General features: G+C 68.6%; 20 protein-coding genes. 8 read left to right on the plus strand and 12 right to left on the minus strand.

The features are described from left to right. Positions 1-100: 100 nt before the first annotated feature. Complete coding sequence (gene cynS, locus KALB_RS28380; RefSeq protein WP_025359069.1) at positions 101-385, plus strand: cyanase; 285 nt, start codon at positions 101-103, stop codon at positions 383-385. 376 nt (positions 386-761) lie between these two features. On the opposite strand, the gene KALB_RS28385 is transcribed toward cynS, so the two are convergent. Continuing rightward, positions 762-1,097 carry a winged helix-turn-helix domain-containing protein gene (locus KALB_RS28385; protein ID WP_025359070.1) on the minus strand — a complete coding sequence of 112 codons (336 nt, stop codon included), beginning with the start codon at positions 1,095-1,097 and terminating at the stop codon, positions 762-764. A 3-nt stretch (positions 1,098-1,100) separates the two neighbouring features. Further along, the gene (locus tag KALB_RS28390) at positions 1,101-1,526 is read right to left on the minus strand and encodes a hypothetical protein (RefSeq protein WP_025359071.1); all 426 of its coding nucleotides are present in this window, start codon (positions 1,524-1,526) and stop codon (positions 1,101-1,103) included. Between the two features lie 555 nt (positions 1,527-2,081). On the opposite strand from KALB_RS28390, the gene KALB_RS28395 reads away from it, so the two are divergent. Both KALB_RS28395 and KALB_RS28400 read left to right on the plus strand, forming a co-directional pair. Further along, positions 2,082-2,984, plus strand: coding sequence for a polysaccharide deacetylase family protein (locus tag KALB_RS28395; protein ID WP_025359072.1), 903 nt, complete (start codon positions 2,082-2,084; stop codon positions 2,982-2,984). 310 nt (positions 2,985-3,294) lie between these two features. Beyond that, a complete protein-coding gene (locus tag KALB_RS28400; RefSeq protein ID WP_025359073.1) occupies positions 3,295-3,918 on the plus strand; it encodes a DUF4232 domain-containing protein in 624 nt (207 codons plus the stop codon). A 251-nt stretch (positions 3,919-4,169) separates the two neighbouring features. Here the strand turns inward: KALB_RS28400 and KALB_RS28405 are convergent, their stop codons facing one another. From KALB_RS28405 to KALB_RS28420, 4 genes are all read right to left on the minus strand, one after another. After that, complete coding sequence (locus KALB_RS28405; RefSeq protein ID WP_025359074.1) at positions 4,170-4,790, minus strand: hypothetical protein; 621 nt, start codon at positions 4,788-4,790, stop codon at positions 4,170-4,172. Positions 4,791-4,794: 4 nt separating this feature from the next. Beyond that, complete coding sequence (locus KALB_RS47810; RefSeq protein WP_158510838.1) at positions 4,795-5,811, minus strand: hypothetical protein; 1,017 nt, start codon at positions 5,809-5,811, stop codon at positions 4,795-4,797. 131 nt (positions 5,812-5,942) lie between these two features. Next, complete coding sequence (locus KALB_RS28415; RefSeq protein ID WP_030108005.1) at positions 5,943-8,618, minus strand: WXG100 family type VII secretion target; 2,676 nt, start codon at positions 8,616-8,618, stop codon at positions 5,943-5,945. A gap of 2 nt (positions 8,619-8,620) precedes the next feature. Next, entirely contained in the window at positions 8,621-9,148 is a 528-nt protein-coding gene (locus tag KALB_RS28420) for a YbaB/EbfC family nucleoid-associated protein (RefSeq protein ID WP_025359077.1), read from the minus strand. Between the two features lie 625 nt (positions 9,149-9,773). On the opposite strand from KALB_RS28420, the gene KALB_RS28425 reads away from it, so the two are divergent. After that, positions 9,774-12,443: an AfsR/SARP family transcriptional regulator gene (locus KALB_RS28425; RefSeq protein ID WP_052360490.1), complete on the plus strand. Its 2,670-nt coding sequence runs from the start codon at positions 9,774-9,776 to the stop codon at positions 12,441-12,443. Between the two features lie 420 nt (positions 12,444-12,863). Here KALB_RS28425 and KALB_RS28430 read toward each other — a convergent pair whose 3' ends face one another. Next, the gene (locus tag KALB_RS28430; RefSeq protein ID WP_025359079.1) at positions 12,864-13,826 is read right to left on the minus strand and encodes a helix-turn-helix domain-containing protein; all 963 of its coding nucleotides are present in this window, start codon (positions 13,824-13,826) and stop codon (positions 12,864-12,866) included. A gap of 18 nt (positions 13,827-13,844) precedes the next feature. After that, complete coding sequence (locus tag KALB_RS48755) at positions 13,845-14,825, minus strand: helix-turn-helix transcriptional regulator (RefSeq protein WP_025359080.1); 981 nt, start codon at positions 14,823-14,825, stop codon at positions 13,845-13,847. 648 nt (positions 14,826-15,473) lie between these two features. Here KALB_RS48755 and KALB_RS28440 point away from each other — a divergent pair. The 4 genes from KALB_RS28440 (at position 15,474) to KALB_RS28455 (ending at position 21,113) form a co-directional block, all read left to right on the plus strand. Beyond that, the gene (locus KALB_RS28440; RefSeq protein WP_030107715.1) at positions 15,474-16,646 is read left to right on the plus strand and encodes a 4-hydroxybenzoate 3-monooxygenase; all 1,173 of its coding nucleotides are present in this window, start codon (positions 15,474-15,476) and stop codon (positions 16,644-16,646) included. 15 nt (positions 16,647-16,661) lie between these two features. Continuing rightward, positions 16,662-18,317, plus strand: a complete 1,656-nt coding sequence (locus KALB_RS28445; RefSeq protein ID WP_025359082.1) for a methyltransferase — start codon at positions 16,662-16,664, stop codon at positions 18,315-18,317. Between the two features lie 285 nt (positions 18,318-18,602). After that, entirely contained in the window at positions 18,603-20,126 is a 1,524-nt protein-coding gene (locus tag KALB_RS28450) for a class I adenylate-forming enzyme family protein (protein WP_081789574.1), read from the plus strand. 3 nt (positions 20,127-20,129) lie between these two features. Next, a complete protein-coding gene (locus KALB_RS28455; protein ID WP_025359084.1) occupies positions 20,130-21,113 on the plus strand; it encodes an aldo/keto reductase in 984 nt (327 codons plus the stop codon). Here KALB_RS28455 and KALB_RS28460 read toward each other — a convergent pair. The 4 genes from KALB_RS28460 to KALB_RS28475 form a co-directional block, all read right to left on the minus strand. Next, on the minus strand, positions 21,100-22,263 hold the full coding sequence (locus KALB_RS28460) for a cytochrome P450 (protein WP_052360491.1): 1,164 nt from the start codon (positions 22,261-22,263) through the stop codon (positions 21,100-21,102). The genes KALB_RS28455 and KALB_RS28460 overlap by 14 nt on opposite strands. A gap of 99 nt (positions 22,264-22,362) precedes the next feature. Next, positions 22,363-23,025: an O-methyltransferase gene (locus KALB_RS28465; protein WP_025359086.1), complete on the minus strand. Its 663-nt coding sequence runs from the start codon at positions 23,023-23,025 to the stop codon at positions 22,363-22,365. Then, the gene (locus KALB_RS44360) at positions 22,998-23,867 is read right to left on the minus strand and encodes a 3-methyl-L-tyrosine peroxygenase-related protein (RefSeq protein ID WP_025359087.1); all 870 of its coding nucleotides are present in this window, start codon (positions 23,865-23,867) and stop codon (positions 22,998-23,000) included. The genes KALB_RS28465 and KALB_RS44360 overlap by 28 nt, the downstream gene beginning before the upstream one ends. Then, positions 23,864-25,360 carry an HAL/PAL/TAL family ammonia-lyase gene (locus tag KALB_RS28475; RefSeq protein WP_030107719.1) on the minus strand — a complete coding sequence of 499 codons (1,497 nt, stop codon included), beginning with the start codon at positions 25,358-25,360 and terminating at the stop codon, positions 23,864-23,866. The genes KALB_RS44360 and KALB_RS28475 overlap by 4 nt, the downstream gene beginning before the upstream one ends. Positions 25,361-25,374: the final 14 nt, after the last annotated feature.

The following is a 25,374-nucleotide window of genomic DNA, read 5'->3' on the forward strand; positions in this document are numbered from 1 at the left end:
ATCATGTCCGATGATTGCTAGCGGATCTCCAGCACCGCTGGAACAGTGGAGGTCGTGAGGCTGGACTTCGAACGTTGCTGGAGGGCAGTACTAAGAGGTCGTGGCCGAGGAGCTCCAGCTCGACCCCCAGGTACTGGCGCCGCTGCTGCGCCAGCCAAGCCGAGGAACCCTTGATTCCAGTGTGCCGACGGACCCCACTGTGTACCGCCTCTACGAGGTGCTTCAGGTCTACGGCCCAGCAATCAAGGAACTGATCCACGAGAACTTCGGTGACGGGATCATGAGCGCCATCAACTTCCGGCTCGACGTGGCGCGGCAGCCAGATCCCGATGGAGACAGGGTGGTCATCACGTTGAACGGCAAGTTCCTGCCCTACCAGTGGTGAGCCCGGCAGCGGCTGCCGATGTCGCCGCGTTGATCGAGCGGTTGTCGTAGGCCCCAGCGGGAGCTGTCCGGACAGGCGACCCGCGGGAGCAGGCCAACGCGGTCGCCAGGATGGGGCTGCGTTGGCCGCACTGGGTCGGGCTGGGGAGACGCTGGTGAGACGCTGCCCACCGTCCCCATCTGGCCCGTGTCCCCCACAGGTGGACGCAGTCCACCGATCCGAACGTCGACGCCACGCTGGATCACATCGAGGAGGTCGCCGTCCAACTGCGGGTGGCGGGGTGACCGCATGACGGCACAGACAGCACTGCGAGGTGCCCCGAGATGTGGGGCTCCTGCTTGTCAGCGCACTCGTGAGGTGCGCTGCTCACTCGTGGCTAGGCTTCGGGGTCTCGGTCAGGAGTTGGTATCGGAGGGCGGTCGACGAGTTGGCGGAGCACCTCGCGGTAGCGGGTGAATGCCTCGCGGCCGGCGGGTGTGAGTGCGAACCAGGTGCGGGGGCGTTTGTGGTGGTAGCCCTTGGTGGTCGTGACGTAGCCGGCGTTGTCGAGGTGGGTCATGTGCTTGGACAGCAGCGAGTCGCTGACCTCGATGGAGTCGCGCAGGAAGGTGAAGTCGGCGCGATCCACCGCGGCCAGGGCGGCCATGATCGACAGCCTGACCGGGGCATGGATCGTGTCGTCCAACGCGAAGCGCGGATGGGTGTCGTTCACCGGTCAGGCCCGCAGGACCCGCCACGCGCCCACCAGGCACGGCAAGGCCATGGCAAGACCGAACACCACGAGCCAGACCGTCAGCCCGGCGGGCAGCACGGTGAGCTTCACGACCGTGCCGATCACGACCACACCGACGAAGGCGGTGGCCACCGGGCGTTCGATGCGCGCGGCGACCCGGCCGATGACACGCCGACGCGCCTCGAGCAGGTACAGCGCCGGTGTCACGACGAGCGGGAGCGGTGCGGCGATCCCGACGACCGTCTCGATCCCTGAGCCCGTTCCCAAGTAGAAGGCGAACACGGTCGCCGCCGCGGCGATCCAGAGCCATCCGGTCCAGCGAGCGGCCTGCCGGGCGCGCGCGTTGACGCGGTCGATCTCGGTGAGGGCCCCGTGCGGGCTGAGATGCGGGTCCTGGTTGTCCGTCATGGCCTGGTCCTCCCCTGGTCCAGCCAAAGACTTGAACTGCCGTGAAGTACTTTACCGCAATTCAAGTCAACCTGGGGCTGATGGGCCAGACAGCACGTTCCGCGGGCCCACTGCCTCTCGCTCCTCACGGACGGCCAGCCGACCGGTCACGATGGTTGGACCCGTTCACGGTTCTTGGCCCGTACCCGTGATGATCAGCGGGATCGGAAGGATGCCGTCCGACCGCTTTCCACGCCTGGCGATGCACTCTCCCTCGTAGACCCACCAGCCGTCCTGCTCACCCTGCCGGGGCAGACGCGTCACACCACCGATGTCGGCGATCGGCGGCGCGGGTGACCTGAGTGTTCTACCGGGTCCAGGCGGGCGGGGCGGTCCAGCGATCGGGCTCGCTGAGAGCGGACCAGAACGGCACTCGGCGAGGCTGATTCGAGTCGAGCGATCACCATCACCTGTCAACCGATAGCCCCTAACGACCAGGAATGCCCATGCGACAACGGTTCTGGCCCGCCCGCGACCGCACTACCGACCGTCCAGTCGTTGATCCACACTGGGAGGATGGACCGGCTATCCACTGATGTCACCGCGCCCTCGCTCAAGTCGAGCGAGCTGCTGGGGCATCCGCCCGACGCACGAGTACTGATCGTCAACTGCGACGACTTCGGGATGCACGAGGGCATCAACACGGCGGTGATCGACTCGGTCGAGCGGGGGATCGCCAGTTCGTGCAGTCTGATGGTGGTCTGCCCCGCGGCACCTCAGGCCATGCAGCTGTTGCGGGACAGACCGGAGGTTGCGTTCGGGATCCATCTCACGCTGGTCCGCGACTCACCCCGAGACCGGTGGGAACCGCTGAGCGCGAAGAACACGGTGCCGTCCCTGCTCGACGACACCGGCCAGTTGCACACCTTCACCCCCGTCGGGCGTGCTGAGCTGCTGGCACGCGCCCGCCTGCCGGAGGTCGAGATGGAGTTCCGGTCCCAGATCAACGCCGTGGTGGACGCCGGACTCACCCCGACACATCTGGACTTCCACTGCTTGGCCGACGGTGGACGCGAGGACATTCTCGAACTCACCATGACGCTGGCTGCCGAGTATGGCCTGGCTACCAGGGTCTGGCTGGAACCAGGTCTGCGGAAGGCACGGCTGCGGGGGTTACCGGTGGTCGACAACGGTTTCCTGGACAGCTTCGCCCTGGACATCGATGGCAAAACGGCCCGGTACGCCCAACTGCTGCATGCCCTACCCGCCGGACTCACCGAGTGGGCGGTGCATCCCGGCGCGAGCAGCGAGCAGTCCAGGATGATCAACGACGGCTGGCGGGTGCGCAGCACCGACTACGAGTTCCTGATCTCTCAGCAAGCCAAGGAGCTTCTCGATCAGGAAGGCATCGTTGTGATCGACTACGACACGATCCGGCTGGCTTGGGTTCGCGCTGGCGCGGCCCCGACCGATCAGTAGTCGGCCGCTGGACGAACGCGCGGTCAGGCCGCCAAGCCTGCACTGTTGCCGCACCTGCTGCCCCAGGCCCTCACCGACGCAGTGATGTCCGCCACCGATCGTGCGCTTTTCGTCGTTCTGGCCCGGGTACTCGGCCCGTTCAGTAGCCGACACCGTTGACCAGGTGCTGTACCCCAAACCCGACCACGTCAAACCATGCGAGCCGCCGAGGGGCACAAACAGGCACTGTTGCTAGGTTGTCGTCCGAGTCGATCAACCTTCCGCTCGACGGTGCGTCACTGTCGTCGTAGCGATCACAGGAGGGAACACCATGAAACCGGATACGACCGGCGCTGTCCGCGCCTGCGTCATCCTCGCCTCCGCGGGCCTGCTCCTGGCTGCCTGCGGCACACCGAGCACGCAGGCCACCCCCGGCGCGTCCGTGACGGCTCCGGCCAGCAGCACCGCCAGCACCCCGGCGCCCTCCGCAGCCCAGCCAGTGACTCAGAAGCGTTGCGCCACAAGCGAACTGTCGCTGTCAGTGGGAAAACCCATCCAGGCCAAGAACGGCTCCGGAGGATACACGGTACCGCTGGTCTACAAGAACATCTCGTCCCGCACGTGCGATCTGTACGGGGTGCCCGGGGTGGACCTGCTCGGCCCCGCCGACCCCAACGGCGACACCTACCACCTGCCGCAGATCGACAACGGCGCGCCCCGCAACAGCGTCGACCCCGGCGACAGCGCGACCGCGGACATCTCTGTGCTCCCCTACTCCCCAGGATCCAACGGCAGCAACGGCTCCACGAAATGGGTCCCGACCACACTGAAGACCATCCCACCAGACCAGACCACCGCGCTGACCGCGAACTGGCCTGAGGGGCTCAGCGTGCTGCGCCAGGACGCCGCCACCCACCCCGAGACCTACGTCAACGGCATCCTCGCCAACCCCTGATCGAGGGCTCGTCACCCGCCCCCACCACCTCAGCTTCGGATGCACCTGCACGGTGTTCGCGGTCACCGCGACCGGACTCCCCTACGAGGGTTTCGCCGATCTGCCGGAGGAGCAGCACGCGGCCAGCCGTTCCGGTCCGTCCGATCACCAGCTGACGCCGACGCGTAGCGGCGTTCCAAGGGAAACCCCTGCACGGCTGCCGAAGCCGTGCAGGGGTCGGTCCGTATCTGGTTGTGGTTCCTCTGCGTGGACTACGGGGCCAGGACGGGGAAGTAGCTCTGCACGGTGCCGGTGGCCGGGTCGTAGTAACCGGCCAGTTCACCACCGCACCACAGGCCGGACCAGGTGCCGGTGTGCTCGTCGTACAGCGCCTCGGCGCTGCCCCACGCACCCGCTGCGGCCTGCTGGACCTGCTGTTCCGACCACTCGGGCGGGAAGTAGGTGCGGTCGACGAGCACCGGGCGGCCACCGGTGGGTGGCGGGCGGCGCGTGGTCATCCGGCTGACCGCCGGGTACCCGTCCGGGCGGGTGAGTCCGGGTTCGGCGGCGGCGCCGAGGAGGAAGCCGCGCAGCCCCGACAGCACCGGCCAGAACAGCCCTGTGGGTACCGGTAGCGGTTCCCACCGGTCGTACAGGCTGCCGATGACCACGTCGTTGGGTCGGAACTCGATCCAGCAGCCGTTGCCGTTGACCGTTTCGCGGTTGGTCGCGGCCTGTCCGAGTACTTCCGCGAACTGGTCGAGGGCGGCCAGGTTCGGCTGCACGTCGGTGTGCAGCCAGGCCGCGAGCGGCCGGTAGGCCGGCAGCATCGTGATGCGCAGCCGACGCCACTGGTCGTGGCTGAAGGTGATCTCGTCGCCGGTGGTGAACATCGCCTCAGTACCGCGCCCCTCTGGTGGCGGGCGGCCACGGACCGGGCGGTGGCGGCGGTGGTGGTGTCGAAGGTGGTGGCGGCGGCTGGTGCTGCGCCGGGTAGTAGGTGGACACCTGGCCGGACCCGTCGTACTGGCCGTTGATCTTGATGGGCTGGCCGGCTTGCGGATAGCCGTCGGGAATGTACGTCGTGCCCGTCCAGCCGCCACCAGGCCTGTCCTCGTGTGGCCACATCTTGGCATAGGGATTGTTCCAGGCGTTCTGGCTGATCTGCTGCACGCCTTGGGCGTCGATCCCCATCGGGAAGTTCGTGTGGTTGGTCGATGGTTTGGGGTGCGTCCCGTAGGCGGGGTCAAACACGATGTGGGGATTGGGGTTGGTGTAGACCCCGTTGGTTTGCGGATTGTGCGGCCCGTTCGACGGCGGCAGTGAGCCATGACCAGCAGTGCCCCCTGCGAGGCCCGCGGGATCGGGATGCGGCCCCGTGAGGTCGCTCTGCAGCACATGGCCGCCGGTCGGCCTGCCCTGCTGGCCGTTCCAGCCGCCGTAGGCGACATGCGTGTGGACCTCGTCTGGGATGGTCGGCTGGTAGTTGGACGGACGCCAGCCGGGCTGACCCGGCCCCGGTTGTCGCGGCGGTTGGGCGGGCCCGCCGCCGGGGTGACCACCGAAGCCTCCTTGCCCGCCACCAGGCCGGCCTCCGGAACCACCACCTGGGCGGCCGTAGGGGTGATAGCGCCCGCCGCCGGATCCGCCGGTCCGGCTCGGGCCACCGCCGGTGCCCCGCAGGGAGGGCGGTCCGCCGGACCGGCGGTGGATACCGTGCAGTCGATTGGCGTGTTCCTCATCGGCATCGGTGAGCGTCCGCGCGCTCTGGTTCAGGCGATCGGACTGGCCCCGCAACCGGTCGCCGGAACGCCCCAACGAGGTCTGCACCCGGGACACCAACTGCTGGTGCGCACCCGCGGTCGAAGCACCCACCTGACCGAGCCCGTTGCCGGACAGGCCCGCGCCGCTCACGCCCCGACCGACCTGGGACACGTCCTCGGCACGCTGACCGGTCCGCCTCGCGTGGTCGTGGATGGACGGCGTGTGCGCCGAGAAACCTCCGCGCCGCATCTACTGGTTCCTCTCCGGTGCCTGGCCAGCGGTCACCTGGCACCACCCTGGTGACCGCGCTGCTTCTCACCGATGACCGAAGGCGGCAACTCCTCCCCCACTGGTTGGAACGGGGAGTTGTCGCCCCTGATGTACCCGGGCGACTTGCGGGTCTGGTCCTCGCCGCCACCGCCGCGGCCCCCCGACATGCCGCCCATCGCGCCCATGCCACCCATCGCACCACCCTGTTGGGGCTGGGCGGCCGGGTTCGGCGTGCCAGCGGCCTGCGGTGGCGTCGACGACTCGCTCGTCGCCCCGGTCACCGTGCCAACCCCAACCCCAGCCCCGGAAGCGGCAACGCCCGCGTCGCCGTGGCCGCCGGAGTAGCCGGCCGGTGCCGCGCCGCCTCCGCCCGTGGGTGCCGTGAAGGTGTTGTGCGGCGGCGAGGGAGTGCTGACCGGGCTCGGGTGGTGGGCTGCGGGATCGGGCGAACCGGTGTCGGGCGCCTGCCATCCGGGAGTGGATTCGATGGCGTGGTTGACCGCCTGCTCGACCTGGTGCAGCACGGCGGAGTTGGGGCCGTTGGCGAAGCCCGGCATGCTCTCGATGGCCTTGTCCACGGCCTGCTCCACGCGGTGCAGGGTGTCGCTGGTCGTGCTACCGACGTGGTTCGGCGAGCCGAGGTCACCGGAGATCCTGTGCACCTCCGGCGAGCCGCTGTTCGGCAGGGTCGGTGTCCCGATCTTCGGCGCCGTGTACGGGGTCGGGGTGTCCCCGCCGTGCGGTGTCGACGACGGCATCCCCGGACCAGGACCACCAGTCGACAACGGCGGCACATCAATCTTCGGCGCCGTGTAGGGAGCCGGAGTCGGCCCACCATGCGGTGCCGACGGCGGCGTAGCCCCACCAGGACCACCAGTCGACAACGGCGGCACATCAATCCTCGGCGCCGTGTAGGGAGCCGGAGTCGGCCCACCATGCGGTGCCGACGGCGGCGTAGCCCCACCAGGACCACCAGTCGGCGACGAAGGAACGTCGATCTTCGGCGGCGAATACGGAGCTGGAGTCGGCCCACCATGCGGTGCCGACGACGGCATCCCCCCACCAGGACCACCAGTCGACAACGGCGGCACGTCGATCTTCGGCGGCGTGTAGGGAGCTGGAGTCTTCTTGTCGTCCCGCGTGGACGAGGAGCCGCCAGCGCCCGGCGAGGATCCGCCCGTCGGCAAGGGCGGCATGTTCAGTGGCGGCGGTGTGCTCGAGGAGCCACCGGTCGTGGAGGTCCCACCCCCACCGCCGCCGGTCGGCATCGACGGAACCCCGATCTTGGGTGGCGTGTAGGAGGAGGTGGCCGTGCTCGGAGTACTTGCCGGCGTGACAGGGGAAGGCGAGTGCTCGGGCGCCCCGGCCGACCCCGGCTTCGCGGACGGAACAGAAGGGGGAGCGCCAGTACTGGTCGTGGGCATCGACGGGACGCCCAAGCTCGGCGGCGTGTAGGAGGAAGTCGGGGTGCCTGGACCCGCACCGCCGTCAGGCCGGGGCGGCAAGGTGGGCATCGAGGGGCTGCTGGGGGAATTCGGCGAAGCCGATGTCGTGGTACCGGTGGGCGCGTTGAAGCCGGCCGGACTGGTTGCCGGGTGACTCAACGGCTCGGGCGCGGCACCGCCGGGTGGTCCGGTGAGGCCCTCCGGCGTGGGCGGCATCCCGGCCGGGATGCCGGCCGGCAGGTCCATGCCCCCCGGCGGGGCGTACCCCTCGGGCACATCGGACCCGTCAGGCATGCCGATGCCGTCGGGCGAGTCCGGGTCATCCGTCGCGTCGATGCCGCCCGTCGTCCCCATGACGCCGCCGACGCGCGTCCTCGGGAACTCGGACCCGCCGTCCGAGTCGGCCGGGCCGCCCTCGCCCTCGGAACCGGTGGCGCCCTCGCCGTCGGAACCAGTCGAGCCCTCGCCGTCGCCGAACAGGTCGTCGGCCAGCTTCTCCACCATCGAGCCGAGTTCGTCCATGAACTGCCCGACCTGGCCCAACGCGCTCATCAGCTCGCTGATCTTGCTGGCGATCTCGGTGGCGACCTGAATCGCGGTCACCAGCGCCTCGGCCACGAACAGTGCGAGGGACACACCGAAGGTCTCCGGGGCGGCGGCGAGCGCACCCAGCCCACCCGGGATCAACCGCTCGACCAGCTGACTGATCAGCTTGGTCACCAGGCTCTTCACACCGCTGACCAGACCACCAGAGGCCCTGGTCACGCTGCCCGCGCCAGACAGCACCCGCCCCATCGACTGCAACTGGCTACCGGTCTTGCCCGCCACGCGCCGGTAGCTGTCCGCGGCATCGCCCTGCCAGTTCTCGCCCAACGAGTTCGCGTCATCGGCGTGGTCCCGCGCCAACTGGTGCAGCGACTGGGCGTGCTGGTCGAAGCCCTGCGCCGACGAGTGCACCCCGCCCTGGTCGACGTCCAGGTGGGCCAGCGGTTCGACGACGAGCTCCACCGCCTCGATCAGGAACTGCAGGCCCATGGAGACGAGGCTGCCCACCGGGTCGGTGGCGAAGGAGACAGCCATGGACAACGCATCGCTCGCGGACTGGCCCATGAGGCTGTGCCCCAGTTCCTCCGCGGCGCTCTCGATCCGGCTGACCGCCGAGTCGTGCTCGTCGAAGATCGAGGCGTCGGCGGTGGCCACACCACCGGCGGGCACGGAGCCTTCGTCAGCATAGGCTTCCATGGTCACCAGGGCCTTTCGTTGAAGTCGTCAGCGTCGTCGAGGACTGGCCGTGCGGGTCGCGGCCGAGCGGCAGCGGGTGCGGTCGGCGCCGGGCCGGACCGGACCGGTTGCGGCCGTACCGGTGGTGTGGGAGCCGGCGGGGTCTCGACGGCGAGTTCGTCGTAGGTGCTGGGTACCGGCCGCTCGTCCGGCACCTCCTCGGGTACGAACTTGGTGAGCAGGTCCATCGCGCTGGTTCCCGCGCCGATCGGCGCGAACGCCTCGACCACCTTCTCAGCGACCGCGCGTTGGCCCCTGGCGACGGTCTTCATCACCAATGCCGCCAACTGGGTGTGGCTGTGCTCGCTCGCGCGGTTGCCGAACCGGAGGTCACGCAGACTGCCGTTGGGCCCGATGGTGACGGTCACCGACCCGTCCGGCGAACTCGTCGTCACAGTCGCGGCCGTGATGTTGTCCGTCACCTCAGCGGCCGCCTGCCTGATCCCCTCCACTTTGTCCTTGTACTGCGTGAGCCACTGGCCGGTATCCACGTCGTCCTCCTCGCTCAGCGCTCGCCCGTCATCGCCAGCACCTGGCCGAGCCTTGCCCATCGGTCATCCCATTCGGACTGTTGCGACGGCCACGGCGCCCTCTGGGTTCCCGGTTGTTCCCATTTGTTGCTCAACTTTTGACGCCTGCTGTCCGAACGGACGTCTCGCTACACCTGTACGGCTCAACGGAACCAGCACAGGATGTTCTATGCTCCGCAAGGAATAAGGACCACTCATATTCATTGGAGAGTGGGATTCCCCTTAGCAGTCAGGGATGGCTCCAGCAAGGCGTTCGATCCACGGCATGTACGGAAGGGAAGCCAAATCGACCCCTCCGTAGCCGTTGGACGCTCGTGGCGGATGCGCCGTCAGCACGAGGTGCCCCATCCTCGACGGTCGTGATCGTCATCGGATCAACGTTCGATGAACCCCCTGTTCCCGTTGCGGATTCAGCCGACTCCGCCCGGTGGTATAAACGGCGAGCAGTGCGTCGTTGAGCGGCTACTCACACGGGGGTGAAGTGCTCCACCACGACCTGCGGTTCGGGGTGTTGGGACCGGTTCTTGCTCATCGAGGCGACCTCGATCTCAATGTCGGTCCACCGCAGCAACAGGCCGTCCTCACCATGTTGTTGCTCGCCTCGGGCCAGGCCGTGTCGACCGCCGAGCTGGTCGATGGTGTGTGGGGCGACAATCCGCCGACCCGTGCGATCAGTGCCGTGCGCACGTATGTTTACCGGCTGCGTCGAGCGCTCGAACCCAACCCCGTGGGCTCGCACGTGCTCCGCTCGGTTGGCGACGGCTACGCCTTGGACATCGCCGTCGATGCCCTGGACGCCAAGGTGTTCGAGCGTCAGGTGATCGACGCGCGGCAGCACGACGAGCGAGGACGCGTGGCCGAGGCAGCGGACCTGCTGTCGGGTGCGCTCGCCCTGTACCGGGGCGAGCCGTTGGCCGGTGTGCCGGGCCCGTACGCGCAGGCGCAGCGAACGCGGCTGGTCGAGCAGCGGCTCATGGTGCTGGAGGACCGGCTCGACCTTGACCTGATGTCCGGCCGGCACGCACAGATCGTCGGCGAACTTGCCGGGCTGGTCACCGCGCACCCGTTGCGGGAACGGATGTTGGCCCAGCGCATGGTCGCGCTGTACCGGTGCGGACAACCGACGATGGCGCTCGACGGGTTCGGTGCCAGCCGTCGCCACCTGGTCGCCGAACTAGGGGTCGAACCAGGACCGCTGTTGCGTGAGCTGCACCAACAGATCCTCGCGGGCAACGACATCGCGTATCCGCCGGGGCGATCACCGATCACCTCGGGCCAGCGTCTGCCGCGACCGGCACAGCTGCCGGCGGCCGTCCCGGACTTCACCGGGCGGGCCGCGATCGTCGAGCAGGTCGCCGAGTCCGTGCTCGCCAGCGACGGCTCGACGATGCCGACCTCGGTGATCAGCGGGCTCGGCGGGGTCGGCAAGACCGCGCTCGCGGTGTACGTGGCGCACCGGGTGAAGGCTCATTTCCCGGACGGCCAACTGTACGTGGATCTGCATGGCGTGGACGAGGAACCAGCGCGGCCGCAGCTCGTGCTGAACTCGTTCCTGGGTGCGCTCGGCATTGGCGAGAACGCGGTCCCCGCCGGTCTGGACGAGCGGGCCGCGCTGCTGCGATCGGTGCTGGCCGGCCGCAAAGTCCTGCTGGTGCTGGACAATGCGCACGACGCAGGGCAGGTGGCGCCGCTGCTGCCCGGCACTGGCAGCTGCGCCGTGCTGGTCACCAGCCGGTCCCGGATCGCCAGCCTGCCCGGTGCGCGCACGTTCGAGCTCCCCGTGTTCGACACGGACGAGGCGCTGACGCTGTTGCGCCGGGTCGTCGGCCCACGGACCGCGACCCCGGAACCGGCCGCGCGAGCCGTGGTCGACGCTTGTGGCAACCTGCCGCTGGCCGTGCGGATCAGCGCTTCCCGGCTGGCGTCCCGGCCGAACTGGACCTTGCCGCTGCTCGCCGAACGGCTGTCCGACCAGTGCGGTCGACTGGACGAACTGCGGCTGGGCGACGTGGCCGTTGCCAACACGTTCCGCCTCGGCTATGACCAACTCGACTCCGAATCGGCGCACGCTTTCCGGCTGCTGTCGATCTCCGGTTTGCACGGTTTTTCGCGGTACTCGGCCGCCGCCATGCTGGACCGCCCGCCCGCTGTCGCCGAGCGGCTGTGCGAACAACTGGTCGACCTGAGCCTGCTGGAGTCGGTGGGGCCCGGCCGGTACCGCTACCACGACCTCGTCCGGCTGTACGCCTGCGATCGGGCACGCGAGTCCGAACCGTCCGGTGACCGGGTGGCGGCGCTGACGCGGCTGCTCGACTTCCACCTGACCGTCGCCATCACCACGACCGCCTGCGGGCTCAGCACCGGGGCCGTACCGATGTCACTGGCCGCCGACGCGCACACCCTCATGCCGCTGGCCGACATGTCCGCGACGCGGACCTGGTTGACCAGCGACGCCGAGGGGCACGGGGCCAGCGACACGCTGTACCGGTTGGTGCAGAGCGTCGAACTGGATTCGATCGCCGGGTTCGACGCGCTCGTGGGTCGGATGCTGTGCGCCTCGCGGGACCCGGCCGTCGCCGAGGCGGCGCCCGGCAGACCGCTGCTCGCGCTGGATCGTCTGGCCAGGATCGACATTGGTTTGGCTCGCGTTCGGGCGTCGTGCGCGCAGGAGGACAGCCGCACGCTGTCGCAGATCGCGTTCGTCGCCGCCGTGGCGGCCACGATGCGGCAACAGTTGGACGTGGCGCGGGCGTGCTATCAGCGGGTTTTCGACCTGAGTCGGAACGCCGGGGACGTCCGGGGCGAGGTGTTGGCCACCGCGGGACTCGGGCGCACCGCGGCCATGCTCGGCGACATGGACGCGGCATATGCGCTGGCAGAGAAGGGAGTGTCCCTGTCCCGCGATCACGCGGACCAGCATGCCGAGGCGTTCGTGATGCACGTCTTCGTCCAGATCGCCCAGCTGCGTGGTGACGACGAGCACGCCGCCGCACTGCGCGCTGAAGTCGTACGGTTGTGGCTCGCGGCCAAGCAACCGGTGCCCGGTGAGACGAACTGGATGCCGTCCGGCATCTTCGACTGGTCGCAACCGAAAACCGGGGTGGGCGCCTGGCTCGGCCTGCTCGGGCATGCCCTCGCCGATCTGGACCAGGGCGAGCTGGCGCGGGCCTGCTGGCACCAGGCCAGTGAACTGCTCGCTGGACTCGGCCATTCGCACACCGTCGAACTTCGCTCCCTGGTCAACGCTGCCGCATAGGCGAGGCACTGGTGAGCCGGCTACAGGTCTCCTCGCCCGCACGACAGAGGCGCCGACATCATTGGCAGTTGCCCGCAGGCACCGTGGTGATCATCGGCGCGGTGCTCCCCCGCCCGCCGATCCTGAGCCCGCGTCGGGCCAGGTGCTCGCTCACCGGTATGTGCGCCGCTCCCTGGAGAGCCGGAGCGGTGGGATCCTGCTCGGATTCGGTCCAGGTTTCGTTTTCGGGATGGTGTGCCCGCTGAGCTGGGATGACGAGCGTTCGTCTGGTCTGCTGCGCAGTGGGTTCCCAGGGGGCAAACTGGGACGTGGCCATCAAGGCCATACGGGCAGGTCGGCCCAGAACCCGCCGCCCTAGTTCCCTGTGGTGCAGACTCCGGGGTCCCCCCGTTGCCCCCGGAGTCTGCACCAGGGCATCGGTCAACAGGCGCGGCGGAGCAGGGTCCGCGCCGGTGGGTGGCCGTAGGTGTGGCGGTAGTAGTGGGCGAAGCGGCCGGGGTGGAAGAAGCCCCAGCGGGCGGCGATCTCGGTGACCGTGGCCCCGGTGGTGGGGTCGCTGGCCAACAGTTCCTGGTGGGCGTGGTGCAGGCGGACCTGGCGGAGGTAGCCCATCGGGGTGGTGCCGCGGTGGCGGCGGAAAGCGTACTGCAACGCACGAATCGTCACGTGCACGGCGGCGGCGACGTCGGCGACGCTGATGTCGCGGTGGGCGTGGTCGTCGATGAACGCCATGGCGCGCCGCAGAGTGGCGGGGTGGGCGTCGTGGCGGTCCTCGATGGTGGGGTCGATCAGCGCGGTGTTGGGGAAGGTGGCCAGCACCGCCGCCGCCAGCAGCTGGGGTGCGGTGGAGGTGATCAACGGCGCGTCCCGGATCGTCGGGGCAGGGATGACCTGGTCGCGCAGGAAGGTGATGGTGCGCAACAGTTGCTGGCCGGCGGACGGGGAGATCGGCCGGTAGCCGGTCAACCGCACCGGGGCGTCCGTGCGGCCGGGAGCGGTCGCGGCCACCTGGGACAGCAACGCAGGCTCCAGCACGGTGTAGCTGTAGCGCGTGCGACATGACCGGGTGGCGAAGGGTCGATCGGGCTGCGCGACCAGGAACACCTCACCCGGGCCGTAGCTGTCCCGCATGCCCTCGGTCTCGAGGTACGGAATGGTGCCGGATTCCACGCCGGCCAAGCAGAGGCTGCCCGGCGGGTTGACCAGGTAGTCCACGTCGAAGCCGGCGTCAGCAAAATCCAGGCTGATCGGCCCCAACGGATTCCGGATGAGCCGGTACTGGTACCGCTCCTGGCAGCGGGCCCTGAGCCGCATCGCCGTGTAGCCCACGCTGAGGAATTCCTGGATCTCGTCCAGATCAGTGCTTTCGAAGGCTAGTCCCATGGTGTTCCCGCGCGATCCTCAGAGGGGTTCGTGGACCAGGTCCCCGTGGGGCGGGCGGCCGTAGGACTCGCGGTACAGGGCGGCGAACCGGGCTGGATTGGCGAATCCCCAGCGACGGGCGATCTCCGCGACGCTGTCCGCACCGGTACGGACGGCGGCGAGCAGGTCCTGGTGGGCGCGGTCCAGCCGCACCCGGCGCAGGTAGCCCATGGGGGTGGTGTTGTGGTGGCGGCGGAAGGCGTACTGCAACGCGCGCGGGCCCACCCGCGCGGCGGCCGCGATGCCCGACAGGGTGAGCGGCTGATCGGCGTGGGCGTCGATGAACGCGACCGCCCGGCGCAGCCCGGCCGGTGCGACCCAGCCGGGCCCCCGCAGATAGTCGGCGGTCATGGTGGTGTTGGGGAACGCGGCCAGCGCGACAGCGGCCAGCAGGTGCACCACCTGGGTGTGCACCAATGGCTCGCGCAGCGTGCTGGGCGGGGTGCGCAACTGCTGGTGGGCGAACTCCGCGGCGGCCCGCCAGCAGTCCCGCATGTCGGAGCTGATCGGGGCCATCGCAACGAAGCGCACCCGGTCGTGGCCGAACTGCTCGGCTGCTGCCCGCCGCACCGCGTCGGCGGGCAGCGTCAGGGCGCAGCAGTCCAGGTCCAACCCGGTGTAGACGGCCGCATCCTGCATCGGATGCGCGAACGCCAGCCCCGCCCGGCCGCGCAACTCCTCCCTGCGGGTGGCGCCGGACCAGCGGCCACCGCGCAGGAAGCCGAACACCAAGTCCCGGAAGGGATCGCCGTCCAGCGACAGTGATCCGCGCAACCGCAGCTGATCCATGCACAGCCCGCCGACCACGTACCGGCGCAACCGCATCGAGAAGCTGCCCGTGTCCGGACGGTGCAGCCGGTTCCGCAGGTACAGTTCATCGAACTTCGCCTGCGCGGCCTCGGGATCCGAGGTCGTGAAATCGAGGTGTTCGACAGGTAGCAGGCCACTGCGTGCGGGCAAGGTCGTCCTCCCTCCACGGCGACGCCGGTGGTGCGGCGACCGCCGAGGTGTGGGGTGGCATCCCACACACATTGCCGGGGCACAGTGTCCGCAGCCCCGTAGATCGACACTAGAGCTGTAAGTCCTCAAACAGGAGGTTCGCATTGGTGACGCCGTGCGGGCGGGTCCCGAAGGCCAGGGCGCGGCTGGCGCCGAGCGGAGTCGGCCACGAGACCGAAGTGGGGTTCCCGCCATCGCCGCAGTTCAACCGTGCAACACGTGATCCGTATGGGTGATTGCGCGCTCCAAGGTGTGTAACGACTGGACGGGTGTACGCGGACACTGTTAGCTCTCCTCCGGAAGATCAGCTTGAGCGCTGCCGCGGTGGTGGGGCGTCGTCGTGAAAAGGGAATCCGTACGTGAGTCTGGCCTGTCTGCGACGACCCGTTCCTGGACGGGGCGAGTCAATACCGTCGGCGTTTCGCACCACGGGTCAGCACGCTGATCACATGACGTGCTAATCCCGGGCGCCTCACGCGTGAACGCACGGCAAACGGTGTACTCATCAAATCCACTGCTCGGCACCACCCCGCTGACCTCGGGTCCGTCGCGAGGCACCAGCGGGAGTTCGACAGCGTGACCGACGGGCAAGGAGACTCCGGGGGAATCATGGCTGATCAGACGACAGTGCTCATCATCGGCGCAGGGCCGGCGGGATTGGTGCTGGGCAACCTGCTGCGGGCCAAGGGGATCGACACGCTCATCCTGGAACGTGGCAGTCGCGAGCACGTGCAGGCCAGGGCCAGGGCGGGGTTCCTCGGTGCGAACAGCGCCAGGGTGCTGACCGAGCACGGGCTCGCCGCCGGAATGCTCCACAATGGACGCTTACACGACACGTGTGCGTTCCGGGATGCCAGTGGCGAGTTCGAGCTGAACTACGGCAAGCTCGGCCGCGGCGAGATGCACACGGTCTACCCACAGCACGACCTCGTCACCGACCTCATCGCCGAATACCTCGATCGCGGCGGTGAACTGCGCTTCGGCGTGACCGTCACCGATGTCGACGCCGAGACCGCCACGGTCCGCTTCCGCCACGCGGGCGGGACCGGCGAGGCGAGGGGCCGGTTCTTAGCGGGCTGCGACGGCAGCAACGGCGTCACCCGCCAGGCCATCCCAGCAGCCAGGGTGACCCGCCATGCCCGCGACCACGGCATCGCCTGGCTGGCCGTCCTCACGCAGGCTCCGCAGAGCATGGCGGCGGTCACCTACGCCATGCACGACAACGGGTTCGCCGGCCACATGGCCCGCAGCCCCGAGGTGACCCGCTACTACCTCCAGGTCCCGCCCGGTGACGACCCGGCGGCCTGGACCGACGAGCGGATCTGGGCCGAGTTAGGTGTCCGCATGCGGGTCGACCAGTTCGGCCCGCTGCGCCAGGGACCGGTCACCGAGCGCCGGATCGTGCACCTGCGCTCGGACATCATCGATCCCATCCAGCACGCCCGGCTGTTCCTGGTGGGCGACGCCGCGAGCCTGATCAGCCCGTCCGCCGCCAAGGGCGCCAACCTGGCGATCATGGAGGCTGAGATCCTGGCGGGCGCGCTCACCGACGCGCTCACCCGCGACGACGACCACGCCCTCGCCAGCTACTCGCGCACCTGCCTGCCCCGCATCTGGCGGGCGCAGGAGTTCTCCCACTGGATGATCGCCCTCCTGCACGGGCCGACCCGCACCGAGCCGGACGCGGGTTTCGAGCACGCGCTGCGCCGTGCCCGGCTCGACAGCCTGCGCGACTGCCGCGCCCACCAGGATTTCTTCGCCGAGAGCTACGTCGGCATCTGATAGCTGGAGTGGAACATGACCGCGACGATCGCCCCCGCCCTCGCCCCGGAGGACCTCACCCGCCTCGCCACGGCGATGGCGCTCATCGCCGCCAACGACACCGAGTCGGTGCTCGCCACGGCAATACCGTCGCTGAGCGAGGCCGAACGTGCGGCGCTGGCCGCGCACGCCCCGTTGACCCATGCCGCCGTACTCGTCTTCCCCAGCACGCTCGACGGACTGGGTGAGGAACTGGCGCACCACGGCATCGAAGTCGGTGCGATGACCCCGAGCGTGGTCGTCCGGGACCGGCTGAGCCGCCGGTACGCGGTGCCAGCCGCCGAGCTGGAGATCCGCATCCTGCGCGCCCCGGTGACCGACCGCGCGGGCCGGCCGTGCGAGCTGGAGATCTTCGCGATGGTCACCCCGCCGGAACTGGCCCACATCGCCGCCGACGAACGGCTGTACGGCCGGGAGAACCACTTCGCGCTGGCCGTCGCGGACGCCGACCCGATTGTCGTGAGTGGACTGAGGGCCACGATCGCCACCCGGATGCGCCCCGACGGGGGCGGCTACAACAGCCACGAGGGCGCCACCGTCCTCTACTTCCGCGACGCCCACCACGCCCTCCCGGCGTTCCGCCGCATGGAACTGCTCTGCGCGGGGCAGTTCCCGCACCTGCTCGCCACCCACCAGCGCGAGTCCGTGCCCGGCACCCAACTGCTGCGCCTGATGACCGGCGCCTGGGCGACCCAGGCCATCGCGACCGCCGTCGAACTGCGCCTGCCGGACCACCTCGCCACGATCCCCGACCTGCCTGGCCTGGCCGCGGCCACCGGCGCCGACCAGGACAGCCTCGGCAGGCTCCTGCGCTACCTGACCACCCTCGGCCTCGTCCACACCTCAGCGGCGGGCTACGCGCTGACCGACCTGAGTTCCCTCCTGCGGTCGGACCTCGAAGGCACGATGCGTCCGCTCGCCCAGATGTACGGCGGTCCGTTCTACCAGTCCTTCGCCGCGCTCACCGACGCCGTTCGCACCGGCGAGGAGTCCTACGCGAAGGTGTTCGGTGCCCACCACTTCACCCACATGGCCGCCAACCCCGAACTGGCGGAGCTGTTCCACCGGTCCATGGCCGCCAGCAACGCCATGTTCACCGAACTCACCCGTGTCGTCGACTTCTCCGCCGCGGGCACCGTGATCGATGTCGCTGGCGGCAACGGTGAACTGCTGGCCCGAGTCCTCACCGCCAACCCGACCGTGCACGGCGTTCTCCTGGACCGCCCACACGCCTTGGCCACCGCGAAGTCGACCCTGGCCCCGGTGGCCACTCGCTGCACCCTGGTTCCCGGCGACTTCACCGAGGCCGTTCCCACGGTCGGGGACGTCTACCTGCTGTCCCGCGTCCTGCACGACTGGACCGATGCGCAGTGCCGCACCATCCTCACCACGTGTGCGGCCGACATGCCCGAGCACGCTGAACTGCTGGTCATCGAGCGCCTGCTCCCGGAGACCGCCGACACCGACTCCCTCGCGGTCCCCTGGGACATCCACATGCTCTGCAACGTAGGCGGTCGGGAACGCACCGAGTCGCACTACCGCGCCCTGCTGGCCGACGCGGGCTTCGAGCTCACCGCCACCTGTCCGCTCCCGCTGGACACGTATGTCCTGCGCGCTCGCAAGGCACGCTGAAAGCGCTGTGCAGCAAGAGGTCCCGTGACCCGTGCTGGGGTGCCGTCGCGTATGTCCCAGAACTCTCGCGTCCACTCCAGCACGTGGCACGCCAGACGCTCGATTCCCGCGTCGGCGCCAGTCAACGTGTCCAGATAGCGCAGAAAACAAGAGGCCAATTGTCTGGACCCTGATTCACCCACGTTTACCGGTCAGCTGGTCTCTCCCAAGTCGGCAGTTGTGGTCGCTACCATTGGTGCGGGCAGGTGGATTCCTCCGAAGCTCGCCGATGAAAGGCGGCCATGCATGACCGCAAGCGCATGGAAAGACGTCTTCGAAGCGGCGACACGAAGCCTTCCGGGTCATGTGTGGGGTACGGGCCCCGGGGCTGTGTGCGCGAATCGGATCGCGGTGGTCGACTGTGCCACCGGTCGTAGCGCCACTTACCGCGAACTGTACGACCTGACACGCAGGATCGCCTCGTGGTTGTCGGCTAGCGGGGTGGGCAGAGCCGATCGGGTGGTGCTGAGCTGCCCGAACGGTGTCGACCTGATCGGCGCGTTTCACGGCATCCTGCTTGCTGGGGGCACGGTGCTCGCCCTTGATCCGCGTGGCGGTGTCAGGGAATGGCGGCGGTCGTTGCGCGGACACGAAGTCCGATCGGCGATTCTGACGACGTCAACGCTGCGGGGGTTCGGTGAACTGACCAGCGAGGTCGGCAAGGTCCTCACGGTCGACGAACCCGGATCGCTCGACGAGGGTGGCGGAGTGGCCGGTGATCAGCCCAGTGGCTCCGACGTCGCAGTACTGGCCGCGTCGAGCGGGACGCGGGGAATCCCGAAACAGGTGGTGCTGACCCACGGCAATCTCGCGGTGAACCTGGCCCAAATCGACCTGCTGCACCAGTTGACGTCCGAGGACGTCGTGCTCGCGGTGACTCCGCTGTGGCACATCTACGGGATGCAGATGGCGATGAACCGCGCACTGCGTGCACGGGCGAAACTGGTCATTGCCCCAACGCCCGTCACACCGCGAAACCTGGTTGAGACCATACGGTGCCACGGAGTCACCGTCCCCTATCTCGTGCCGAGCATCCTCGCTGAACTCGTGCGCAGCGAGGATGTGGAGGACACCGACCTCGCCGGTATGCGACTGATCTTCTCCGGCGGAGCACCGTTGCCCGCCGCACTCGCGCAGAACTGCACGCGAAGGTTCGGGGTTGCCGTCGTACAGGGCTATGGCATGACAGAAGCAGGCTGCACCCATGTGACTCCCGATGGCGACCCCGGGCCGCCGGGGGCGGTCGGCATCGCGCTGCCCGGAACCGAAACGCGCATCGTGGACCTGGCAACGGGCACGGATGTGATCCCTGGGGACGAAGGCGAACTTCGCATCCGAGGCCCGCAGGTCTCCTCTGGCTACTTCGGCGATCCCGCGTCCTCGGTGGCGTTGACGGACAGCGATGGCTGGCTGCACACCGGTGATCTCGCGCGGGCGCATCCCCGTGGCCACGTCACGATCACGGGCCGGCACAAGCGCCTGATCAAGTACAAGGGGTACCAGGTGAGCCCGGAGGAACTCGAATCGCTGCTGCTGGAGTACCCCGGCGTCGAAGACGCCGTCGTTGTCGGCCATCCCGACGACATCGCTGGCGAACTGCCGAAGGCGTACGTGGTGTTGCGACACCCCGTCGACCTCGACGAGATCATCGCCCATGTCGCTGGCAGGGTCTCGCCGCACAACAAGCTCAGGCTGATCGAGGAAGTCGACTCGATCCCGCGCAACGCGATGGGCAAACCACGGTTGCGTGCGCAGGGGAAAGGGGTGTGAGCGGTGCTGCGGAGGACCCTCGGGCACAGCGGTATCAGTGTCGCACGGATCGGTCTCGGTACAGCGACTTGGGGATTGGGCACGTCCGAGGACGACTGTGGCGCACAGCTGACCGACTACGTCGACGCGGGTGGCAATCTCGTGGACACGGCCAACATCTACGGCGGCGGGCGCAGCGAGGAGATCCTCGGCCGACTGCTGCGCGGCACGGTTCCCCGCGAGGACATCGTGCTCTGCACCAAAGCCGTGCTCACCGGTGAGAAACCGCCGTTCGGTACGGACGCTTCGGCCGCGACGTTGCTGGCTGAGCTCACCAAGTCGCTGAACCGGCTGGGTCTGGACCACGTCGATGTCTGGCAGATGCACATCTGGGACGACCACACCCCACTCGACGACACCCTCGACGCCATCCAGCAGGCGATCTCCAGCGGCCGGGCCCGCACGGCGGGGCTGTGCAACTACACCGGCTGGCAGACCGCGAAGGCGGCGACCACGCAGGACAAACTCGGACGTCCGCAGCTGAGCTCCGTGCAGGTCGAGTACTCGTTGCTGCAACGGGGAATCGAGCGTGAGGTGCTACCGGCGGCGCGGCACTTCGGGCTCGGCATCCTGCCATGGGCGCCGCTCGGTCGCGGCGTGCTGACCGGGAAGTACCGCAACGGTGTTCCCGCGGAGCGGGCCGACAGCCGCTTCTTCCAGTGGTACGTCCGCGGCCTCGCGGAGAGCAAGCGGGCCGCCGCCGTGGTCGAGGAGGTCGCGACGGCGGCGGAGCAGCTGGGGGTTCCGCCACTGGGTGTCGCGCTGAGCTGGGTGCGGGACCGGGAAGGTGTCGTCGCCCCCTTGGTGGGCGCGCGCACCGCCGAGCAGCTGCGGGAATCGCTCGCGGTCGCCGAACTCGACCTGCCGCCGGAGATCAGGACCAGGCTCGACCAGGTGTCCGAACCCCATCTCGGCTACCCGGAACGCGCCTGGTCTAACGCAGGATGACGGCCAGCGTGTTGAGCCTGCGCATGAACTTTCCCGGACGCCAGTCCGCCGGCCGCTGTGAGTGGACCAGTTCGGTGTTCGGGTAGCGCCGGAACAGCTGCCGCAGCGCCGTGGTCGTCTCCAGTCGGCCGAGCGCGTAACCCAGGCAGTGGTGTGGGCCGTGTCCGAACCCGAGATGTCCGCTCGGGCGGCGTCGCACGTCGAACTCGTCCGGGTTCGGGAACCGCAGCGGATCATGGTTTGCGGCACCGGGTGAGAGCAGGATGAGCTCGCCCGCGGGGATGGTCGGCCCGTCCAACGCCACCGGCCTGGTGGACAGGCGCGGTCCCATCAGCCGGAAGGGTGACTCGAAGCGAAGGATCTCCTCCACCGCATCGGCGAAACTGTCCCCCGTGGCAAGCAGTTCGTCGAGTTGGTCGCGGTGCCGCAGCAGGGTCAGCAGACCGTTACCGATCGCGGAGGCCGCTTCAGTCCCAGCGACGAGGAACAGGAGGTAGATCGACGTGAGCTCGTCCTCGGTCATCAGTTCCCGCTCGCGCACCTGGAGGAGGTCGGTGAACAGGTCCTGTCCCGGCTCGGCCCGCTTCAGCGCCGCCATCTCGACGGAGAAGGCATGCAACTGGTTCGCGCCGTGCTCGATCTCGCTGATCACCGGCGAGGTGATCATCTCGCATATCCAGACGGGGATGTTCTTCCTTGGCTGGCTGGGTACCCCGGCGAGGTCGCCGATCACGGTCATGGCGATCGGGTAGGCGTATGCCGTCATGAGGTCGACGGGTTCACCAACCGGGAGCGTGTCCAGCAGTCGCTCGACCAGTTGTTCCACCTCGACGCGCAGCTGTGCGAGCCGATCTGGGGTGAACACGTCGTTGACGAATCCTCGCAGCCGACGGTGGTCAGCACCGTCACGCTCGAAGAAGCTGCGGCGTGAGGCGTCCACCAGATGGGCCTGCGACACTGGCCGGACCCGGCTGTTGGTGTTGATCCGATGCTGGTTCGCGACGAAGTCACGGATCACGCTGGTGTCCGCGAGTATCCTGCGCACGTCCTCGTAGCGGGTGACCAGCCACATGCGATAGCCGGTGTGCTCGACAGCGACAGCGGGCGCCTGTTCGCGGAACCGAGCCAGTATCCGATAGGGATCGGTCATGAGTGACTGCATGCTCAGACGAGCGCAGTGCTCAGGAATCCCGCTGACGGTCACACTGTTCTCCTCTTCACAGGCTGAACCGACGTATCGGGGCGTGGTTCACCGGGTGCGCTTGCGGGCGATGGTCAACCCGTCCGCGACTGGGAGCAGCACCGACTCGACGCGGCGGTCCGCGAGGACGTGGTCGTTGAACTCACGGATCGCCCTGGCGTTGCCGGTCGCGTTGTCATCGGCGGCTTCGCCTCGGTAGAGCACGTTGTCGGCCAGTATCAGGCCGCCGGCACGCAGCCTCGGCACCAACTGCTCCCAGTAGTCGATGTAGCCGACCTTGTCCGCGTCGATGAATGCCAGGTCGATCTCCGGGCTGTCCGGCAGTGCGAACAGGCTTTCCCGTGCCGGACCGAGCCGGAACTCGATCAGCTCGGCGACGCCGGCCTCCTGCCACGCCTCGCTGGCGAGGTCCAGCCACTCCTCGGACCGGTCAAGGGTGATCACCTTGCCGCCCGCCGCCAGACCGAGTGCCAGTGACAGCCCCGAGTACCCGGTGAAGGTGCCCACCTCGACGACCAGTTCGGCAGCCAGGATCTTCACCAGGAGCGTGAGCAACATGCCCTGCTCGTGCGGGATCTGCATCTCGGCGAGGTCACCGAGCGCGTGCGTCCGCTCGACCAGCTTGCGCTGGGCGGGCAGTTGCGGTGCGGTCTGGCTGCGGATGTAGGCATCGATCTTGCCGTTCACAACGATGTTCTTGAACTCGCCCATGTTCTTCCCTTCGTGCCTGCGTGATCGCCGACGCTGACCTCCCGCAGCCACCCCGTGGCCTCCGCCAAGATTCCAGCACTGTTGCGGTGCAACCACATGACCGGCTCGGTGTCGCGCCAAGGGGGCTCCGGCAGCGGACTCGCCATGAGGTCGGCCGCGATCCGATCGAGCCGCTCACCGAGTTGACCGATGAGCATCCCCTTGCTGACGGGGCGGCGTTGGACGAGGAAGAACTGGTCGAACAGATCGCGTTCGACCTCCGATGTCACGACCGGACCGGAACCGCTGGCCGCGCGCAGCAGCGATTGCCCTTGCGGAACAAGCTTGTCCGCGATGGCCATGTGCACGAGCTGGTTGGCCTTCGCGCTTGCGGCGAGCTCTTTGGCCTGCGCTGGCAGAACGGACCGCGAGGCGCGTATCAACGCGGGGAGCGGTTCGTAGTCCCTGGACCATTTGCCGCTGAACGCCGGGTGTGCAGCGATCATCTCGGGCCTGATCGTGGAGTGGTAGATCTCGGTGGAACAGCTCCCGGAGTACAGCAGCAGCACCGAGTACGCGTCGACCAGGTGCGCCGCGACCGCGACCTGCGGCTGTGCCTCGTCCGGTTGGGCGAGTGCCGAGCGCAACAGGTCCGCGAGCAGGCGCCAGACGCAGAACGCCGCCTGGTGGCCGAGCAGCCACCGGTAGCGCGCGTGTTCGGCTTCGTTCACCGCGAACGCGGCGGCTTCGGCGATGGCCGTTCGGGTTGGCTGACCGCACTGCCCGACGAACCGTTGTGTCGGCAGCGGAAGTGTCACGCAACCGACATCGGGGACCGTTCGTTCGGTGGTCGCCGCGGTCATGGCCGGGATCCCGTGAACAGTCCGGGATTCTTCGCGAAACCGTCGAGCAGGTCAGCGGCCCGCCGCACGTCCTCGTCGAGCGGCCGGTCGTCCACGATGGGCGGAATCAGCTCACGCAGGGCGTCGAGCACCGAGGCACACACCGGCGCGGTCGGTCGGCGCGCGCCGACGTGCGTGGCCTGGCGCAGTGCCACGGCCAGGGAACCGTGCAGCCATCGCAAAGAACGTGCCGTGTCCAACGCGTTCAACGCCGCTTGGGTGCCCAGCGGGACGACGTCCTGGTTGTGCAGATTCGTCGGCAGGCTCTGGACCGAGGCGGGAACGGCGCAGCGACGCATGGCCGCGAGGGTCGCGGTCGCCGCGAGCTGCACACCTTGCATGCCGTGCTGACGGCCGGGTTCGGCCGACAACATCGGTGGCAGCCCACCGTTGCGGTGCGGGTCGACCACCAGGTCGAGCTGACGCTCCGCGAGGTTGCCCAGCTGTGTCGCCGCCAGCGAGAGCAGGTCGGCCGCGAACGCACAAGGCTGGCCGAAGAAGTTGCCGCCATGGACGACCTTGTTCTGGTCGGGGAAGAACAGCGGGTTGTCGCTCACCCCGTTGAGGTCATCACACACCACCTGCTCCGCGTGGTGAACCGATGACGCCACCGCCCCAAGCAGCTGCGGTACACAGCGGATGCTGTAGGGCTCCTGCAACGGCCGGGTTCCCGACGGGCTGGTGCCCGCCAGCAGTACGCGCAACTGCCGGGCGGTGTCGGTGGCGTGCTGGTGACCGAACGCGTCGAGCAGATCCGCCGACAGGAACACCGGGTCGGACCCGAGGAGGTCCGTCAACAGCGCCGACAGCACCATGGCGACCACGTGGGACCTGCGGATCCCGGCGACCGCGATCCCCGTGGCGGCAGCGGTCAGCGATGTACCGTTGACCAGTGCCAGCGCGTCTCGCCCGTCCAACTCCAGGGGAGTGAGACCGGCAAGCCGCAATGCGGTTCCGGCCGCCATTCGCTCACCGGCCAGGTAGGCGCTGCCGACACCTCGCAGTGCGCGCGCCGCGTAGGCGAGCGGAATGAGGTCCCCGCTGGCGCCGACCGACCCCACACATGGCACTGCCGGCGCGAAATCCGTAGCCAGCATGGCGATCAGGGCGTCGATGACTGACAACGAGACGCCGGAAAGGCCCTGTGCGAGTGACCAGAGCCGTGCGAGGACAGCGGCACGAGCCACGGCTGGCTCCAGATCAGGACCCTGCCCGGCGATCAGGTGGTCGAGCACGTTGTCGCACTGTTCGGCCGAGTCCTCGCGACCGGGAAATGCCACGAGCGGACCGAAACCCGTTGTGGCACCGTAGACCGGCGTACCACCGGCGATGCGAATCAGGGCGAACTCGTGGCAGGCCGCGATGCGTTCCCGTACCACGGAGTTCACGGTGACCTGTACCGGACCCGCCGCCTGTTCCAGCAGGTGTGGTGTCAGTTGCGTGGCGACACTCATCGACGACGCATTCA

Source organism: Kutzneria viridogrisea DSM 43870, from assembly GCF_000525635.1.
GTDB lineage: Bacteria > Actinomycetota > Actinomycetes > Mycobacteriales > Pseudonocardiaceae > Kutzneria > Kutzneria viridogrisea.